Genomic DNA, 19,676 nt, shown 5'->3' with positions numbered 1-19,676 from the left:
ATGATGGACGAAGTACAAAATATTCATTTACAAGCGAATGAAGTAGCAGAAGAATTAATTCAGATTGTAAGTTTTCGAATCGCCAATGAAGAATTTGGCATTGATATTATCAAGGTGCAGGAAATAATAAGAATGGTGGATATCACACGAGTGCCGAATACACCGAATTATGTAATTGGTGTAATCAATTTACGTGGCAAGGTAATACCAATTATTGATATGCGTCGGCGGCTTAATTTGTTAGAAACACCATATACGAAGGACACACGAATTGTTGTAATCGAAGAAGACAGAAAAGTTGTTGGCTTCATAGTCGATAGCGTTAGTGAAGTATTAAGAATTAGCAAAAACATAACTGAACCACCACCGCCGATGGTAAGTGGAATAAGCTCAGATTTTATTAATTCAATTGCTAAATTGGAGGGTCGATTATTGATATTACTTGATTTAGAAAAAGTATTAATGAGTGATGAAGTTGAAGAAAAGGAAAGTGTGGAATAGATATGATAAAACTAATCAATCACCCGATAGTTGAGCATAATATAACAGTGTTAAGAAATAAAAATACAGGTAATGCAGATTTCAGGCATTCAGCAAATGTAATTGCGCATTTTTTGGCATTAGAAGCATTTTCTGATTTGCCATTAATCGAAAAAAGTATCGAAACCCCTCTCGAAAAATACCAGGGTAAAGAAATAATAAGCGACATTGTGCTTGTTCCTGTTCTTCGAGCAGGGCTTGCATTGCTCGAAGCATTTAATTTTATTATGCCTTCGGCAAAAATATCTTTTGTTGGGTTGTCGAGAAATGAAAAGGATTTTTCAATAAACGAGTATTATTTTTCTGCACCAAATTTTGTTGAACAAACAAGGTTTATCATACTCGAGATGATGATTGCAACAGGGAGTTCGGTAATATCAGCAATAAACCGTTTACAGTTGGAAGGTGCGAACAATTTTACAGTATGCAGTATAATTGCTGCCCCGGAAGGAGTTGAGAATATACTAACAAATTACCCTGATGTAAAGATAATTACTGCCGCACTTGATAGAGAGCTAAACGATAAGAAGTATATTTTACCTGGCCTTGGAGATGCTGGCGACAGATGGTGCGGAATGTAGCAGAGAAAAAATATTTTGTGTTTTATAAGCCTTATCGTGTTCTTTCACAATTTACTTCGAGCGACGGACGAGCGTGTCTGTCGCTTTTTAATTTTCCGAAAGATTGTTATCCTGTTGGTCGGCTCGATTACGATAGCGAAGGACTACTAATTATCACAAACGACAAAGCACTAAATAGAAAGCTTCTAAATCCAAGGTATCGTCATCGGCGAACATATTACGTTCAAGTAGAGGGCATTCCATTGCAAAATGATTTAGTAAAATTGTCGAATGGTGTTGAAATTAATATTGATGGAATACCCTATCGCACACTACCTGCGATTGTCGAAGTATTGGATAGAGAACCGAATTTGCCAGAACGGGTGCCGCCAATTAGATTCAGGAAAGACGTTCCAACAACGTGGCTTTCGATAACGCTTACGGAAGGGAAAAACCGACAGGTTAGAAAAATGACAGCTAAAATTGGTTATCCAACATTGCGATTAGTGCGTTTTTCGATAGAGAAATTAAATATTGAGGGATTTGACTCGGGCGAAATAAGGCAGTTCAACAAAGAAAAGATTATAAAATTGCTTAATCTTTAATAAAATTTTAATAATATAAAAAAAAGAATTAATTTAAAGTTTGTATTGCTAAATATTTTGAATACTAATGCTGAAAAAATTAATATTTCTAACTTTGTTATTAATATGCATTGAAAATAGCAAGTTATTTTCCTTTGATACTGATACAACAGATGCAGCATTGCCGGGAAGCTCACGAAAAGTTTATCTGCCGGAACAAGATAGTGCATTTAAGAAGGCATTGGATATGCAAATTCCTTTTTCAATAAGAGCACGTCTTGATTTGGAACTGTCCGAGCCTCTCTGGCGTTATTTATTGAGTGAGGGGAGCAAAAATCCGTGGGTTTCTGCACTCAGGTCATTAGAGCAAATGCCAGAAGAAGCTTTTTTACCGAGCGAAGTCGAAAAGACTTTGCGCGAGATAAACATAATGAATTCAATGTATGTTCCATTTGTTCGGACATACTCGCCATACGGAGCAAAAATTGATTTTGAAACAATTGGAAAGTTTCTGGGAATAGTCGAGGACGTTTCGCCAACAATAAAGTACTCATTAGCGATTACTGCTGATGTAGAAATAGTGGTGTACTCAATCCAAGCAATAGCGGTTGCTACTTTGTTCAAAGGAGTGCAATCACCGGGAAATTACACAATTACCTGGAACGGGCGTGACGACAACGGACGGCTTATGCCGTCAGGCGATTATATTGCAGAAGTTCGCATAGGACAGGAAAGGTATGTAAGAAAAAGAATTGTTATGAAATAATGTTCGATTAGGTATTTCACTTGCTTAGAAGCACTTGTATATTTCGGTCTCTACCTTTAAATTTACAAAAATCAAAATTATAAATGCATAGTTTATATAACTGTAAATTTTGCATTTATTTGTTTTTAAATGTTAATAGAATAATCCTATTCTGCATACACACTACGGAACAATAACTATCTAATTAATGAGCTAAGCAAATAGGAACCACATAATATAGAGTTGTCCTTTATTATTTAAACATAAGAATGAATAAAAAAAGAGGCTGCTTTACTGGCAGCCCCTTTGATATATTTATAGGAATAATTACATTCCAGATGGTGAAGCAGGTTCGTTAGGATCGCCAGCTTTACGCACAGGAATACCAACAAGCACGTAAGCAACGAATAAAATAACAAACAAACTAATAATGAACGAAGAACCTGGGAAAATAGCAGGAGCGAACATATCAAACACAGCGAATCCTGCAAAAATAAGTCCCATAAGGGCTTCGCCCGCAATCAAACCGGAAGCGAGCAGCACACCGACGTTTTCAACACGAGCTTTTTGATAGTTGTTATATCCACGTTTTTCGTTAACCATTTCGACGATACCTTTAATCAAACCGCCGATAAAAATTGCAAAGGTTGTTTCGAGCGGGAGATACATACCAACAGCAACAAGCATCGGGCTGCGAACCTGCATAAAAATAAAGGCAAACCCCATAAGCATACCGACGATAATCAGAGGCCAAGCCATCTGACCGCCAACAATACCTTTCGATAGTATTGCCATAAGGCTTGCTTGTGGAGCAGCAAGCGATTTGCTACCGAAACCACCTTCGTATCCTTCTTTCAAACCTTTTGCAATATCACCATCATTGAGGAAAGAAAGCACCATAAACATAACAACACCTGATAGGAGGACACCGACAATATCGCCAAGCTGCATTTTCCAAGGAGTACCGCCGAGAATATGTCCTGCCTTCAGGTCTTGCAACATTTCGCCAGCAACTGCTGCCGAAACGCAAACTATTGCAGCAACTCCAAGCACAGCAGCGACACCACCAGTTTCTGCTGTTACTCCAAGTGCAACTAAAATAACAGCAGTAAGGACAAGTGCGGTAAGCGTCAGACCGGAAATTGGGTTATTGCTAGACCCCATAATACCAACAAGGTAACCCGAAACAGCTGCAAAGAAGAAAGCTAAAATAATAAGCAAAGTAGCAGAAACAATAGCTACCAAGACTGAAGTATTGAAAATGAAGAAAGTGATTGAAAAAGTAGCAATAGCAACGATAGCGATACCAACCATTATCCAATTGAAAGGAATATCTCTATCTATTCTATCGGTAATAGTGGAACCGCCGGTAGCTGCTTTTTTTACATCAGAGACGGAACGAGCAATACCAGTTGAAAGGCTTTTTCTCATACGGAATAAAGTATAGCCAGCACCAACGAGCATACCACCGATAGCGATTGGACGAACAATGTATTTCCAGACTTCTGTCATCTGGAACATTGGATTATTTACTCTTTCAGTAGCAACAGATAAATCCCATCCACGAGTTTGGGTGAGAAGCACTGCCCATTGCTGTAAGTCTAAATATGGAGCGATAAAGTAGTAAATAATTGGGGTAAGCAATCCCCAAGCCATAAGCCCACCACTAAAGTTTAAAGCAGCAAGCTTCGGACCAATGATATACCCCACACCCATATAAGCAGGAGAGACAGCGGGACTACTAAGCAAAAGACCACCCTGACCAGTAAAGTTTGTACCGGTTACGGTTTGTTTACCAAATGCAACAAATTTTTCCCAGATAGTTGGGAACACTTTGAATTCACCTAAAAGTTTAATTAATCCACCAAGTCCCATAGCACCGAAGAGAAACTTACTATTTCCGCCAGCATTTTGACCTGATTTGTGGATTTCAGCAGCAGCAACTGATTCGGGATAAGGCAATTCTTTGTCTTCGACCATAACACGGCGAAGCAAAGCAACAAACATAATACCTAAAATACCGCCGAAAACTAAAATAAGCGAAGCCGTAATATAATTCGAAGTAGTGAAGAACGGCTTCCAGATGCCTGCGATAAAGAATGCAGGGAGAGTGAAAATAGCACCGGCAGCGACTGACTCACCAATCGAGCCGACAGTTCTGGCAAAGTTTTCTTCTAAAATCGAGCCACGCATTGCTTTGAGCAATGCCATTCCGATGACAGCAGCCGGATAAGTTGCAGCAATTGTCATACCTGCTTTCAGACCGAGATAAGCGTTCGCAGCTCCAAGAATTACAGCCATTATTAAACCAAGAATAAGCGCACGAACTGTCATCTCTGCCATATTGCTATCGGAAGGGACAAAGGGTACAAATTTCTTTTCTTCTGCCATTTAAGTCTCCGATTTGTTAATAAAGTAAATACAATTTCCCATAAAATACAAAGATATAAAAGGAATAATAAATTTCAATATAAATTATTGATAATATATAAAAAATTTATTCAGAATAATTAATATTAATTTGTAAAAAAATTCTGTTGTCTTTGTTGCTTTTTATTTGGTCGTAAGAACTTCCAAGTTTATCAAGTTTAGGTTTTTCCAGTCTTGTATAAGCTAAATACAACTTTATATTCCTGAATGGCGAATAATATAGGCGAATCAACAGGCGATTTCCTTCGTCGTAGAGGGGATTTGTATACACGGACGTTGGCATTCTATATTCATAATGCCAAATAGCTGAAGAATAACTATCAGTGTTGAAAAAAGAAGTTCTTACTACAAGTGAGAGATTTTTCAGCACATCGTAACTTATTTGCAAATAAGCCGCATAACCTTTTTCATTATTTTTTTTCTGTTCAAAAGAAACATCAGTTGCATCAAATCGAGTTGTGAGTGTTAAATTTTTCATTATTCTACGTTCGTATTCAAAACGAACTTCGTTACGACGAAGAGTGTAAATCACTTGACTTGCTGCTCCATTTGGCTTAAATCCGTCAGTCTTGGCTTCTGATTTGATTTTCAGGAAAAATGAGCCGAGCAGTTTGTTTTCGTACAAGTGTTTTACTGAATAATCAACACCTTTGATTGGTTTTTGCACAGAATAGGTACGGGTGTGAGTACGGTATAAATCTAAATAAGCCTCTGTTTTGAGGTTTTTGCTTAGCTTAGCAGAAATGGCTAGATAGAGACCTTCTTCGTTTGCAGGAATAGAACTTTCACCAAAATTATATCCCCAAAAACTTCTGTAATTTGAATGGTAATTTCTGTAATGCAAAGCAAAGTCGATATTATTTAGTTTGATTATGTTATAAAGTTTTATAGCAGGGAATTCTCGTGAATAGAGAGAATAATCTCCGCCCAAACTTATATTCCGAATAGTATAAAGAGCATATAGAGAAATAATATCTGAGTATGAACCTTCGAAGGCATTGCTGGAAGAGCTTTTAAGCGGATAATCGTAGTTGATAGAGAAATAAGTAGCACCGAGAGTAATTTTTTTGTAATTATAAGCGAAATTCACTGCTAAAGAATTTTCTCCAAGAGCATCTTTTTTGTTTATTTCAGTTTTTGTGCGGAAGTAGTTAGTGGTATAAATAGAAGTGGCAACTTTCTTTGCTGTATCAACATTTGCAGGACGTTTGGTGTTTGAGATAAAGGCTGTCAGGGAAAAATTATGCCATAGGCGATTGAAATTGTATTCCAGAGCAACGCCACGCATAAAGTTTGTTCGCATAGTTGAAGTGTTAAGATTAATTGAATTTTTATAAGGCACAGCAGAGCGAATAAAATCGCCACCTTTGCCAATAGGATATGATTGCCAAAGCGTATTACCGCAACCGAAAGCAGCTGTGAAATCACCAACAATCAATTTGAATTTATCAGTTTGATATTTTGCTCCGATTGAATAAAAATCAAATAAGTATATTTCTCCTAAATTTTTATTTCCAATTGCTTGAAGTTGGAAATATGAGTAATTTGCTTGAAATTTCTGATAAATATTGTATTTATTTCCGAGGTATTTCTTTTCCTCTAATCCGCGAACAGTTTCAAATCGTTCTTGGCTGCGAACTCTGTAATCGGAAGAAAATCTATTAGGCAAAATTGTGTCCCGGTTGGTTGTTTTCATCAAGATTTTTTGCTGAATGTCGGAAAGTTCTAAGCCGTCGAAAAGTGTATTATAAGATAATTTGGGATTATTATTAAAACGTTCAACAATTATTGAAGAAGTATAATAATCAATGTTTGGCAGAACAGTAAGAGCATCCGCACGAGCTTTGTAGAGTTTGATTGGATTTGAAAAGTAATATTCGAGTGTTTCGATAACATCAGTGAGTTCATCTTCCGAGGAGAATTGAACAAGAAATTTCTCTAATTCGAAATTATCTATATTTTGTGAATACAGATAATTTGAAAAAAGTATCAAAAGAAATAATATGCAGAATTGGTTTCTCATAAAATGGAAATGAAGAACCCTGAAGTTCTTCATTTCAACCAAATTGCTAATATATTTTAGAGGAACTTATCTTAATTCGTCGTCATCTTCGAACAAATCATTTTCTTCGTCGAAATCGATATCGTCCTCGTCGAATTCTAAATCTTCTTCGTCGAAATCGAATTCTTCTTCGTCGAAGTCGAACTCTTCATCATCAAAATCTTCTTCGTCTTCATCGTCACCAAAATCGAACTCATCCCCTTCGTATTCACTATCTTCATAATAATCTTCTTCTTCTTCTTCTTCTTCGTAGTCATCTTCTTCATCATAATCATCATCTTCTTTGCTCAATGATATAGGCGCAATTATTGAAATTTCTGGTAGATATGCAAAGAAATATTGCTTGCCCTCATTTTGCAATGAAATAATAAATACTTTAATTATATCATTTAAATTTAACATTTTAAAACCTATATATAACAACAATAATTATTATCAATTTTTATAATCATACAAATATCGTAGAAATAAACAAATCAAACAAAAAATTTTTCAACAGAATAATTTATTTTTATAAAATATGCTGATTAATATTAAAATTATTTTATTTGAGTAACAATCTATCATTTCATAATAATTTGCATAGATTAACATAATTAGTTATATTTCGTTAATATCTTAATAATAGTGGTGAAATGATGAAAAAATTACTATTAACTTTAATATGCTCATTTTTCTTATTTAACAACTTGATTTCTCAGGAAATAAAAGCAACTGTAAACGTCAATATGGAGCAAGTTGACCCGGAGAAGCGAATATTTGTATCATCTCTGGAAAATGACTTGCAGAATTATATTAACAACCAGCAATTTGTAAATATTGAATGGGAAGGCGAACGCATTCCTGTGGATATAAACATAGTGCTGGCAGGTGGCAATAGGAACAGATTTTCGGCAAGGATGTATATTGTGTCCCGCCGTTCTCTGCTGGACGATGCCGAAGCAACCTCTGTTGCAGTGAGATTGCTCGAAAATAAATGGGTTTTTACGTATTCGCAGGGAGCAAATTTAACTTTCAATATTAATAGATTTGATGAAATAACAAGTATAATTGATTTTTATATGATGCTAATAATTGGGATGGATTTAGATAGCTACGGAGAACTTGATGGGAATATTGCATTCGACCGAGCGAAGCAAGTGCTGCTGCTTGGAGCAAATCAAGGAGTTGAAGGTTGGGGGACATACGCTGCACCGGGTGAACTTACAAAGTATACGCTAATCAGTGAACTGACAGATCCTCGTTATTATAATTTCCGCAAACTGATAACAGAATTATATTTAGATGGGATGGATTTGCTTGCAAAGAATAAACTAAAGGCGCTCGAAAACATTGCTCAGACAATAGGCAAAATGGCTGATTTCAAAGAAAAGCGAATGGTGGGCCCAAGCGCATTACTGCAAATGTTTTTTGATACAAAATCGCGTGAATTTGCAGCACTTTTTAAAGGGTATCCGGACGGAAAAGTTTTCGATAATTTAATATACTTAGACCCGACTAACGCACATGTTTACAATGAAGCAAGAAGATAAATTGCGAGGATAAAAATTGAAAGAACGCCCAAAAGACACTGTTTCTCCTTTGAAAATCAAAGAAGATGATTTAGATATTACATTGCGTCCAGCTATATTTGATGAATTTATAGGACAAAGGAAAATAGTAGATAATCTAAAAGTATTCATAAAAGCAGCACTACAAAGGAAAGAAGCATTAGACCACGTTCTGCTTACCGGACCACCCGGACTTGGCAAAACAACATTAAGTTACATAATTGCCCGAGAAATGGGCTCAAATATTAAGACAACATCTGGACCTGTTCTGGAAAAACCTGGAGATTTAGCTGGATTACTGACAAATTTGACCGAAGGAGATATATTATTTATTGATGAGATACATCGGCTGTCGACGGTAGTCGAAGAATACCTATATTCAGCGATGGAAGATTTTCGGCTGGATATTATGCTTGATAGCGGACCATCGGCACGGACAATACAGATTAAAATTCCAAGGTTTACATTAATCGGAGCAACGACACGTGCAGGATTGTTATCGGACCCACTTCGTTCGCGGTTCGGTATTGTTAATCGGCTTGATTATTACGACAGCAAAGATTTATTTGTGGTTGTTCTGCGTTCAGCTAAAATACTTAACATTCCAATTGACGAAGAAGGTGCAATGGAAATAGCTAAACGCTCGCGTGGGACGCCCAGGATTGCGAACCGTTTGCTAAAACGCACACGTGATTTTGCACAAGTGAAAGGAGACGGAAAGATCACGCGAGAAATTGCCCAATTTGCATTATCAGCTCTTGATGTTGATAAATATGGGCTGGACGAAATGGATAAAAGGATACTTCAAGCAATCATTTACAAATTTAATGGAGGACCAGTAGGAATAAACACAATCTCAGTATCAGTTGGCGAGGAACCCGGAACAATTGAAGAAGTTTACGAACCATTTCTTATTCAGCAAGGATTTATTAATCGAACACCAAGAGGTCGCACTGCAACCAAACTTGCATACGAACATTTAGGAACATCATATAAACAGGAAGAAAATAGTTTGTTTTGATAGAAAAAAAAGTATGGTTATTTCGCATTTGCCATTAAAATAGGCTGCTTCAAATAATGAACCAGCCTATTTTATTCAGAGACATAAATAAACAGTAATTTATTATTTCCCAAGAAGTTCGCGGTAGGTAGCAACATATTTCATATAGTTTGTTGGTGTGTTTTTGACGCGTTCGATTTCCTTTGGAGTGAGTTCGCGAACTACTTTTCCTGGGAGCCCCGCGAAAAGAGTGTAGGGCGGCACTTCGAAGCCTTCGCGCACCAAAGCACCGGCAGCAACCAAAGCTCCTTCTCCTACTATTGCACCATCTAAAATGATAGCACCAATCCCAATTAAACAGCCCTTTTTAAGGGTGCATCCGTGCAGAGAAACTGAATGAGCAACCGACACATCTTCTTCTATTACAAGCGGAAAAATATCGTTTGTGACGTGGAGCATAGACATATCTTGAATATTCGAACGAGCACCAATTTTAATATAATGGACATCACCACGGATGACAGTGTTGTACCAAACAGAAACATTTTCTTCAATCTCCACATCACCAATAATTTTAACACCTTCACAAATAAAAGCTGTAGGATGAATTATTGGAGTTTTACCGTTATATGTTATTATACTTCCACTATTACCTGTTTCTAACCTCATTAAAACCCCGAAATTTGTTGAACTAAAACTTTTTTTTCGATTTTTTTATTTCGCGTTTCATTTGTTTTTGCAAATCTTTCAATTTTTCGAAAGCTTCTTCTTTAATTTCTTCGTATCGGTAAAGTTGCAAGCTATAATCAAGTCGGCGGTCTAAATCGCCAAGCACGTAGTAGGCTTCGTTAATTTCTTGAAATCGTTGAAGGAAGTATTCATCGCCGTTATGCAAATCAGGATGGTAGCGTTTTACAAGTTCATAAAACGCTTTTTTTATGTCGTCTCGCGAAGCAGTTCGCTCGACACCTAATATTGCATAATAGTCTTTCGGTTTCATATCCAGTTACAAAATTAAGTAAAAAATAATGAAATTTCTTTTGTTATATTCTATCATATTAGATAATAGAGAAGAATTGAAAAAAATAAATCCGTATTTTTACTTAATTTTTCAGTGCAACAAAAGAGATTTCTGATTGTATAGATGCTAAAAATAATTGAAATTAAAAAGGATTTTCGACAAACATTTGTATCATAATATTTTCTTTGCTTTTGCCAACATCCATTCGAAGAACCATTCCTTGCATAAAGGCACGAAGACCTATGCCGTATGTATATTGCATATCTTGATGAAATTCATCAAAATCCCATTTCGGAGCCACTCTTCCTAAATCACCAAAAAGTGCTAATTGTAGAACATCAATTCCAATTTTTCGCGTCCATTCGTAGTAATTGAAGGGGTTCCAATCAAGGTTTTTTCTTAGTTCCAATGAATAATAGAGCATAGCCCTATCGTGAAATCTTAGGTCCTTGTAGCCGCGAAGATATTTTGTCCCACCGAGAGTTGGACCAACAAAAAGTTTCCCTCTTTTATATTTCCCCTTGTATTTTTTGTCCCAAGAAGGTGTATCCATTGTAACGAAATTGAAGGCAATAACAGTTGGGTAAGAGTTAATTCCATCAAAAATTGGATAGAAGTATCGGAAATCAGCTTTCCACATATCTGCGGGGACATCGCATCCAAAAGCATTGAATTGTCTGATATACGACACTTTCTGGTACGTTCCATAAGTTGGGAAATATATGTAGTTTGTGTTGTCGTTTGATAGAGAAAAATCAATTGCGGTTGTAACGATTTTTAATTTTGTAAAATTATTTTTCAGGGTCATATCTCTATAAATGAGTTTTGTCTCGAAAAACAGTTTTCCAATATTCCAGATTGGTTCATTAATTTGTTCCCTGCTGCGAATATCTATATTGTAGTCAAAATTAGCGTCTATCCCATCCCCTATTGGCAAAAGATGCTTCAAGTTCAGTTCGAACCAATAATCTGTTCCGTGCAAAAGTAGGTGCTGTTCTTCGCGGGAGTTGTTGCTTCCCGGCATGATTCCATTTGCGTCAGGCAAGCCAATGTATTCTTTGACATCACCTAACTTGCCAACAAATATATCAGGTCTGATGAACTGCCTTCTAAAGAGAGGGTTTTGCACTTCATCTGCTTGGAGATAAACGTATTTTGAACCATTAGTAGAAATTATTGCGCCTGCTTTGGTAAATGAGTTTTTTTGAGGATAGCCTTTAATACTTGTAAAGCTACCGAACACCCAGCCAAGAGAATTGCTATAAAATCCGAAAGGAAGTGTATTTACACTAACACTTGAAGAATCGCTTTCTGAAGCAAAGACAATTGAAGTTATAAAAAAAAATGATAAAAATGCGATTTTTAGAATTTTCATATTCTCACTAATTTTTTTGCAATATTAAGAAAATTTATTTTCATACCAATAAATTCGTCTTAAAAACATAAACGGTTATAGGTACAAAAATGACTTTAAATAATTCATCATTAAAATATTAAATTTGTTATTCGTATAGAGGTTTGGCTCGAATATTTTTTATATATTCTGTTTAATCTTTACGTGTAGAAATAGATAATTGAAAAGTAGTAAGGTAAATATTGTAAGCAAGTTTTTAGTATTATTGATTATTCCAATAATATTATTTAATTCTGCGGGATATGTACTATTATTCTCAATTTCTCAAAGAATTATAAAAAAAGAAATCAAGCATTTGCTTAAATCGAGTTTGCCAGAAACTGAAGTTGAACTTTTGAAAATTAAAATTGGCGATCCAAATTACAGGGAGTTCGAAAAGAATGAGTTTTTTTATTTCGGTCGGCTTTATGATATAATAAAAATGGAAGTATCCGATGGGTATATGTACATAAAATGTATAAACGACAAAAAAGAAGAACAGCTTTTCAAAAATTTAGATGAATTAATAAGCAATTCATTTCAAAACGAGGGAAGCCGTGGATATGTTATTAATAAAATACTATCGTTTTTGCTATTTTTCGAAGAGATTGCAAAAACAATTTTCTTACCAAATATTGCTTTAATTCAAAATAATATGATTAAAACTGAAAAATACATTTCTTTTATTTCTGACATACCAACACCACCTCCGGAAATATAAAAGTATCGTAAAAACTACTTTTATATTATTAAAAACACATATTTCAAACAAATAATAGAGGAATTTATGAGAAAGATAAGCATATATATTGTTTTTCTTTGTCTTTTGTTTAATTCAGCATTTGCCAGCAAGGACACTTTGCGAGTGTATCGTCTTGGTGATATAGTTGTAAGCGGTGTTCAAAGCACGCCACAGATAACTGCTTCGTCGTCGGTGATTGATTTAAAAATGCTCTCTATTACTGACGTTAAATCATTTTCTGAGTTGCAATTATATATGCCTTCAACGATGGTACGGACAAACTCGCGAGGCGAAGCTCTGCCATTTATTCGAGGAGCAGGGGAACGCCAGATGGGATTATTTTTGGATGGAGCAATGATGAACATCCCTTGGGACAATCGACTTGACTTAAATATCGTCTCCACTGAAATCATCGGACGAGTAAAAGTTGAGAAGAATTCAAATTCTGCGTTATGGGGTCCCAATATTCTTGGTGGCGTTATAAGTATCTCATCTTATGAACGCGCTTCTGATGGGATTGGTGGAAATATAAAGCTTCAATATACAGATGGAGGTGGGAAATATATTTCAGCATCAAACGACGGAAAATTTGGTAGTTTCAATTACTTAACAGCAGTAAGTTACAACAAAGCGGACGGATTTTTGATGTCGAAAGATGCTCCGAACACATTGCTACATCAATCGCAAAGTTCACGGCTTCGCACAAACAGTGATTTAGAAAGGCTGAACATATTCATTCGTTCAGAATACAAACCTATGCAGGGGACTTCACTTGGTTTGTCGTATAATTTAACTACTGCTGAAAAAGGAGTTCCAAGCGAAGAATATCTCTATGCAAAAGACGCACGTTTCTGGCGATATTCGGACGTTAATCGTAATGTTGTAACATTCAACGCAGAGCAGTATTTAGGACAGAATATTATTTTCCGCACAACGCTTTGGGGCGACTTTTTTCATCAGCAAATTGATGCGTATGACTCAACATATTCGAACATAACAACAAAGCAAAAGGACAATGACTTTACTTTCGGGAATCGCTTTGCTTTGGAATATGAAGTGTTTGAGAAAAACTATTTGACCGCTGTATTTAATTCATTTTATTCGTTGCATAAGGAAAAAATTGACAACAATGCAGAGAACGAATTCTCGCAATTCACATATTCAGCTGGATTGGAATACAAATCAAGTTACAAGGATATTCAGTTTGCTGCTGGAGCGACATACGATGGTTGTGTAACTCCCAAAACAGGGATTTACAAAGACAGCGAAGGCGAAACATTTCAAGATTTTGGGATTTTTGTTGGTTCGCGATATTATTTGACAGATGAAATTTCTACTTATGCAAATATTTCACGCAGGACGCGCTTCCCGACTTTGCGTGAAGCATATTCAGGAGCATTAGGCAAATTTATTCCGAACCCTGACTTAGGAGCAGAAACAGGGCTTTTGGTCGATTGGGGAGTAAATTATGCTTCTGAATTAATTAATTTGACTTTTACAGCATTCGGAAGTTTCTATGATGATTTGATTATTCGCATCAAAGTTCCAAAAGACCATCCGCTTTACAACCCACAATATCCAAATATGCGAATGAGAGACAATCTTGCCGAAGCAACAGTATATGGAGCAGAAATTGGGTTTGACTTATTGCCAAATTCAAATATTTTGTTGGAAGGTAATGCAACATTTATGAAATCCGAAGGCAAAGAGCAAGGCAAGGAAGTAGACCATCTTGAATATAAGCCTGAGCTACAAGCATCGGTAATAGCGGGATATAGATTTGATTTTGGACTTACCCCACAAATAGAATTGGAGCATATCGGTAAACAATATGCATTGAATGCTATTTCAGGTAATTTCGACGAACTCGAAAACTACACTTTGCTTAACTTCCGTATTGGCTACCAATTCAATTTATATGGGAACAACTTTGAAATATTTGCTCGCATAAACAACATTACTGATGAATATTATTTAACGCAAATTGGACTACCTGGATACGGCAGAACATTTTCATGTGGCATCAGCATAAGATATTAATCTTGCTTTACTTGAAAATTCATTAAGCCAGAAATTTAAAGCTTAATTTAAAAGACGCCCGTATTGCAAACGAGTAAATAAGCAATACGGGCATTATTTCAATTGGACACATCGACATAAGTTAAATCTAAAGAATAAAAAAAGATTAACGATAAATTCATTATTAAAATATTGATTTTTTCGTTTATTATTTGTATGTTATAGATAAAAATGAGGTTCTTTTATGGCAACTCAAACAAATATTCTTCTTGAAACTGGAACAAACGAACTCGAAATAGTTGAATTTGTAATTGATTTTACAAACGAGAACGGAGCAGAACAGACGCAATCATTTGGAGTAAATGTGGCGAAAGTGCGTGAAATCATAAGAATGCCGCAATTGACGAAACTACCGAATTTACATGAGTGCGTTTGTGGCGTATTTAACTTGCGTGGAGTGGTAATCCCAGCGCTCGATTTGCGTAAGTATTTATATGGTATTCCATCGGATTTGGTATATAACAAAATGATTATTACAGAATTTAATAAACTGCGGGTTGGATTAATTGTAACCGATGTTAAGCGAATTCACCGAATTTCTTGGACAGATATAACAACACCAGATGCTATGGAGGAATTTGGAAGCGACAAATCATCAATTGTTGGGATCATAAATTTGAAAGATATAACAGTGTTGATGCTTGATATTGAGAAAATTGTTGCTGATATTGATCCATCATCTGCTATTGATATTAAACAAAAAGTGGAAAAATTTGAGAAAAAATTGCGAGCTATCACAGCTGAGGATTCTCAAACAATTCGCCGAATGATTACAGATAGATTGAAAATTGCAGGTTTCGAAATTGAAGCATTTCACAATGGCGAGGAAACGTGGAAACGTTTGCAAGAAATTGCTCAGAAAGTGCGTGAAGGCGATAAATTGGAAAATTACTGTGATATTGTAATCACCGATATTGAAATGCCAATAATGGATGGCTATACGCTAACTAAATTAATAAAGACCGACCCGATTTTACAAAAATTACCTGTTGTTATATTTTCTTCAATAATTTCTGAAGATGTGCTTCACAAAGGCAAAGCAGTCGGTGCCAATGCTCAGCTAACAAAGCCACAGATAGGGGAACTACTTTCAACAGTAAGATATTTAATTGAGGGAAACAACAATTAATAGAGTATCAATAAATCCATGAGTTTATATGAAAAAAATTCTACTTGTTAGTACAATATTATGCGTTTCAACTTTTTTAGTTTCATTTTTAAATACCCCAAAGTATAAATACTCTGATTTTGAAACGCCGAAATATTGTGGGACGACCTGCCACCGTGATATCTACAATCAGTGGTCGCAAGCAATGATGTCCCAATCGTACACACACGAATGGGACGAAATCGAGTATTTTGCGTTGGCACTGCCACACGCTCGCCTTGACGAAAAAGTTGCAGAGGTAGAAGCAGGATGCAATGGTTGCCACGCACCACTTGCACTGCTTACTGGCGACATCCCTCCGAAACCACCTTCAGCAGGTACACGAGCTAACGAAGGAGTATCCTGCGAAGTATGCCATTTGATTTCAGGATTTGAGGGAGACATCCCTTATAATTTCAACTACGTTATAAAACCTGGAAAAACAAAGTATAACTCACGAATTGGTGAGGTAGGTTCGCCTGTCCACAAAATTGAAGTAAATCCAATAATGAAAACAGGGGACTTCTGTGGGATTTGCCACAACGAAAAAAGTCCATACGGGGTATGGGTGAAATCCACACATTTGGAATGGAAAGAAGGGCCTTATGCTAAAGAAAATGTTCACTGCCAAGATTGCCATATGCCACGAGCACAGAGCATCAAAGCTGCGATGGGGAAAGTGTACCCTGACGTGAGGCAACATATTTTTGCAGGGGCACACGACCCATCGAAAGTTCGCGGAACGATCGAACTGAAAGTATACCCGGACCATAGCGAATGCGAACCCGGCGATGCATTAAAGCTGACAGTTACTCTATATAACCAGAAAACCGGGCACAAGTTTCCCACAGGTTCGGTGGAAGACAGATTAGTATGGCTCGAACTTGTTGCAATTGATGGAAATGGGACGAAATACCATATTCCTGTTAGTCGGAAAGGTTTTCCTGGCGAAGAATATACTATTTCTACAAAGACGCTTGCCTATCAAGATATGGGGATTCCCCTAAAAGACCCAAATTTCAAAGGTTTAGAGCGTGATGATATTCCCGAAGGCAATAGAATTTTTCGTATGCCATACTTTGATCCGCAAGGGAGAATGACAATACAACAATGGAACACTTCGTCGCTCGGAGTCGATTATCGCATAGGTCCACGGGAAACAAAGATTGAAAACTTTACATTTCACATCCCTGATAAAATCAAATCAAAAGAGCTTACATTCAAAGCAACGCTATATTATCAATTGCTTGTAAGTTCAGTCGGAAAATATTTGAAGGTACCAGAAGAAGAATACCGCCCTTTTGAAGTAAACACAGCTTATGCAAAGATTAAAATAATTGATTAAAGGTGAAAAAATGAAAAATATATTTATTATCATTTTTGTAGTATGTATTTTTTTAGAGGCATATAGCGAAGCATCGGCTATCCCGGCATTTGCTCGTCAGTATAGATTATCCTGTCAAACTTGCCATGCGCCTGCCCCAAGACTCAAGCCATATGGGAATGAGTTTGCAGGGAACGGATTTAAATTCAAAGATAGCGAAGCACCAAGATATTTCCTTGAAACAGGGGACGGACAACTTTCGCTGATGCGAGAGTTTCCTATTGGATTCCGATTAGATTTGAATGCAGCATACAATACTGCCAACAAAAAACAAGGAGATTTTGCAACTCCCTATGTGTTGAAAATTTTATCGGGCGGGACTATAGCTTCCGATGTAGCATATTATTTCTACTTTTTCTTTTCAGAGAGAGGCGAAGTTGCTGGGATTGAAGATGCTTACATAATGTTTAATGATTTATTTAATGTTGATTTAGATTTATACGTTGGACAATATCAAGTTTCTGATCCGCTTTTCAAGCGAGAGCTTCGTTTGACGTTTGCTGATTACAACATCTATAAAACAAAAGTTGGGCTTGCAAAAGCAAATCTTGCTTACGACCGTGGGATAATGCTTACCTTTGGTTTAGAAACAGGCACGGACGTTGTTTTGCAAGTGGGCAATGGTAATGGCATTTCTGCTGCAAATGAAGCAAGATTATTCGACAAGGATAAGTATAAAAACTATTCAGCAAGAATTTCGCAAGATATTGGAGAATTCGCTCGAATTGGAGCATTTTCGTATATTGGACGGGAGAGTGTAAATAATAATTTCACACGAAGCAATACAGATTTTACGATTTTTGGACCTGATTTGACATTAAGCTATAATGATATTTTGGAACTAAACGTTCAGTATTTGTTACGAACTGATAAAAATACACTTCGTAATTCAGCGGCTTCGACAATTGATAAAGAAATCAAAACTGATGGTGGATTTGCCGAATTGATTTTCACTCCACGAGGCGATAATTCGGGTCCTTATGGAGCAATATTATTGAACTACGTCAATAGCGACTACAAGGAACTTAACGAAAAGTCATTATCATTACATGCAGGACATGCTATTCGGCGAAATCTACGTTTTTTTGCTGAATACACATATACCGATAGTGAAGAATTAGGGAAATTTGGGAAAGCAGTAGTAGGAATAATGACAGGATTTTAGAAATATTTGATTATTTGAACAAATCACAAAAATCGGATATTGTTCGAATATATGGGGAAATATAGTGTCAATGTAATGGACTTGGGAGTTGGTTCTTATTAGTTTCATTTAGTATAATTATGCTAGTATTGATATATTTTTTGAATAAGATAATTAAAAAGAATAGTAAATAATTTATGAATCCTTGGCTCAGCATAGCAGCAGAAGACTATGAAAAACATATGTCGGATAGCAATGTATATCAATTGCAAACATTAAATTCAATAATGCATTCACAAATAACTGATTATATGCCTAATTCTCTTGCTATTTTTGGAATAACAACAGGCAATGGATTAGAACACACGGAAACGATAAATATTGTCTACGCAATTGATATCAATGAAAAGTATCTAACAATTTGTAAAAATAGATTTGCAAATCGTAATAATATAATTTTTCTTAACTTAGATATCGATAAAGACATATCATCTATTCCTCAAATTGATATGGCAATATGCAATTTAGTTTTAGAATACATTGATTATGTTAGTTTTCTTAAAAATATAAGCGCTAAACTAAATAAAAATGGAGTGTTATCTGTTGTATATCAAAATGAATTTTCAAATGGTTTTATTAGTAAAACAAAATATTCAGATTCATTCGAATGTTTGAACTCTATTTACCATAGTATTGACAAAAAAACAGTAATTGAAACATCAAAAGCGAGCAAGCTTACAGTTGCAAAATCTTTAGAATACAGATTACTCAACGGCAAAACATTCACCAGAATTGACTTCCAAAAACAATAGCGATTAAGAGTACTTTTTTGTATTAGATAGATGCCGAAATATCTTGAAGTAATTATTTTATTCAAAAAACTTTTTTAATTTGCATAAAATTAAATTAATTAGTAACTTTATCGAGAATAATTTACTTGTTTGAAATTTTTCAGAGATTAGGAGATTAAATAATTATTTCTTTACTTTTTCAATAATATAAGTACTAGATTCCAATTAACAATTTTGTTCAAGTACCCACAATTGAAAGACAAATTTATTGATTCTATACTTTGAGCTTCTTCTATTATTGAATATCTTCAAATACAAAAAAATCAATTGTGTATATAGAAACTCATTACAACTATAAGTTTCTAAGCAAGCAATTGGTAATAAGATGTTTATTTATTTATTTATTTATTTATTTATTTATTTTTTTTTTATTTTATTAATAATTATGAGGAAAAAATGAGAACTTTAATTTTAATATCCTTACTTTTTGTTGGGATATATTCA

At 35.6% G+C, this 19,676-nt stretch carries 18 protein-coding genes; 12 read left to right on the top strand and 6 right to left on the bottom strand.

From position 1 onward, the window contains the following. From AC6QZF_RS01030 to AC6QZF_RS01015, 4 genes are all read left to right on the top strand, one after another. Complete coding sequence (locus AC6QZF_RS01030) at window positions 1–501, top strand: chemotaxis protein CheW (protein WP_499798028.1); 501 nt, start codon at window positions 1–3, stop codon at window positions 499–501. A gap of 2 nt (window positions 502–503) precedes the next feature. Next, the gene (gene upp / locus AC6QZF_RS01025; protein ID WP_499798027.1) at window positions 504–1,121 is read left to right on the top strand and encodes a uracil phosphoribosyltransferase; all 618 of its coding nucleotides are present in this window, start codon (window positions 504–506) and stop codon (window positions 1,119–1,121) included. Further along, complete coding sequence (locus AC6QZF_RS01020) at window positions 1,106–1,705, top strand: pseudouridine synthase (RefSeq protein ID WP_499798026.1); 600 nt, start codon at window positions 1,106–1,108, stop codon at window positions 1,703–1,705. The genes upp and AC6QZF_RS01020 overlap by 16 nt, the downstream gene beginning before the upstream one ends. A gap of 67 nt (window positions 1,706–1,772) precedes the next feature. Continuing rightward, a complete protein-coding gene (locus tag AC6QZF_RS01015) occupies window positions 1,773–2,450 on the top strand; it encodes a FlgD immunoglobulin-like domain containing protein (RefSeq protein WP_499798025.1) in 678 nt (225 codons plus the stop codon). Between the two features lie 306 nt (window positions 2,451–2,756). Here AC6QZF_RS01015 and AC6QZF_RS01010 read toward each other — a convergent pair whose 3' ends face one another. The 3 genes from AC6QZF_RS01010 to AC6QZF_RS01000 all read right to left on the bottom strand — a co-directional run bounded on the left by AC6QZF_RS01010 (window position 2,757) and on the right by AC6QZF_RS01000 (window position 7,323). After that, the gene (locus AC6QZF_RS01010) at window positions 2,757–4,820 is read right to left on the bottom strand and encodes an OPT family oligopeptide transporter (RefSeq protein WP_499798024.1); all 2,064 of its coding nucleotides are present in this window, start codon (window positions 4,818–4,820) and stop codon (window positions 2,757–2,759) included. 106 nt (window positions 4,821–4,926) lie between these two features. After that, window positions 4,927–6,882, bottom strand: coding sequence for a hypothetical protein (locus AC6QZF_RS01005; RefSeq protein ID WP_499798023.1), 1,956 nt, complete (start codon window positions 6,880–6,882; stop codon window positions 4,927–4,929). Window positions 6,883–6,948: 66 nt separating this feature from the next. Next, the gene (locus AC6QZF_RS01000) at window positions 6,949–7,323 is read right to left on the bottom strand and encodes a hypothetical protein (protein WP_499798022.1); all 375 of its coding nucleotides are present in this window, start codon (window positions 7,321–7,323) and stop codon (window positions 6,949–6,951) included. 236 nt (window positions 7,324–7,559) lie between these two features. Here AC6QZF_RS01000 and porD point away from each other — a divergent pair, with 236 nt between their 5' ends. Both porD and ruvB read left to right on the top strand, forming a co-directional pair. After that, window positions 7,560–8,453 (top strand): type IX secretion system protein PorD, encoded by an 894-nt coding sequence (gene porD / locus AC6QZF_RS00995; RefSeq protein ID WP_499798021.1) that lies wholly within the window; start codon window positions 7,560–7,562, stop codon window positions 8,451–8,453. A gap of 16 nt (window positions 8,454–8,469) precedes the next feature. Continuing rightward, window positions 8,470–9,492 (top strand): Holliday junction branch migration DNA helicase RuvB, encoded by a 1,023-nt coding sequence (ruvB, locus tag AC6QZF_RS00990; RefSeq protein WP_499798020.1) that lies wholly within the window; start codon window positions 8,470–8,472, stop codon window positions 9,490–9,492. 102 nt (window positions 9,493–9,594) lie between these two features. Here ruvB and AC6QZF_RS00985 read toward each other — a convergent pair whose 3' ends face one another. The 3 genes from AC6QZF_RS00985 to AC6QZF_RS00975 all read right to left on the bottom strand — a co-directional run bounded on the left by AC6QZF_RS00985 (window position 9,595) and on the right by AC6QZF_RS00975 (window position 11,867). After that, window positions 9,595–10,140 (bottom strand): gamma carbonic anhydrase family protein, encoded by a 546-nt coding sequence (locus tag AC6QZF_RS00985; protein ID WP_499798019.1) that lies wholly within the window; start codon window positions 10,138–10,140, stop codon window positions 9,595–9,597. A gap of 22 nt (window positions 10,141–10,162) precedes the next feature. Then, window positions 10,163–10,471, bottom strand: a complete 309-nt coding sequence (locus AC6QZF_RS00980; protein ID WP_499798018.1) for a DnaJ domain-containing protein — start codon at window positions 10,469–10,471, stop codon at window positions 10,163–10,165. Between the two features lie 163 nt (window positions 10,472–10,634). After that, on the bottom strand, window positions 10,635–11,867 hold the full coding sequence (locus AC6QZF_RS00975; protein WP_499798017.1) for a BamA/TamA family outer membrane protein: 1,233 nt from the start codon (window positions 11,865–11,867) through the stop codon (window positions 10,635–10,637). 199 nt (window positions 11,868–12,066) lie between these two features. Here AC6QZF_RS00975 and AC6QZF_RS00970 point away from each other — a divergent pair, with 199 nt between their 5' ends. The 6 genes from AC6QZF_RS00970 to AC6QZF_RS00945 all read left to right on the top strand — a co-directional run bounded on the left by AC6QZF_RS00970 (window position 12,067) and on the right by AC6QZF_RS00945 (window position 19,193). Beyond that, window positions 12,067–12,606 (top strand): hypothetical protein, encoded by a 540-nt coding sequence (locus tag AC6QZF_RS00970; RefSeq protein ID WP_499798016.1) that lies wholly within the window; start codon window positions 12,067–12,069, stop codon window positions 12,604–12,606. A gap of 66 nt (window positions 12,607–12,672) precedes the next feature. Beyond that, window positions 12,673–14,667, top strand: a complete 1,995-nt coding sequence (locus tag AC6QZF_RS00965) for a TonB-dependent receptor (protein ID WP_499798015.1) — start codon at window positions 12,673–12,675, stop codon at window positions 14,665–14,667. Window positions 14,668–14,890: 223 nt separating this feature from the next. Then, window positions 14,891–15,835, top strand: a complete 945-nt coding sequence (locus tag AC6QZF_RS00960) for a chemotaxis protein (RefSeq protein ID WP_499798014.1) — start codon at window positions 14,891–14,893, stop codon at window positions 15,833–15,835. Between the two features lie 28 nt (window positions 15,836–15,863). Next, entirely contained in the window at window positions 15,864–17,198 is a 1,335-nt protein-coding gene (locus AC6QZF_RS00955; RefSeq protein ID WP_499798013.1) for a multiheme c-type cytochrome, read from the top strand. 10 nt (window positions 17,199–17,208) lie between these two features. Then, a complete protein-coding gene (locus AC6QZF_RS00950; protein WP_499798012.1) occupies window positions 17,209–18,402 on the top strand; it encodes a hypothetical protein in 1,194 nt (397 codons plus the stop codon). A 176-nt stretch (window positions 18,403–18,578) separates the two neighbouring features. Next, window positions 18,579–19,193: a class I SAM-dependent methyltransferase gene (locus tag AC6QZF_RS00945; protein WP_499798011.1), complete on the top strand. Its 615-nt coding sequence runs from the start codon at window positions 18,579–18,581 to the stop codon at window positions 19,191–19,193. Window positions 19,194–19,676 lie beyond the last annotated feature (483 nt).

The organism is Eximiradius sp. (assembly GCA_937127445.1).
In the GTDB taxonomy this organism is placed as follows: Bacteria; Bacteroidota; Ignavibacteria; order Kapaibacteriales; family UBA2268; genus JAKIZO01.
The sequence above is the reverse complement of the archived record's forward strand: the minus strand, read 5'-3'. Positions and strand labels throughout refer to the sequence as shown.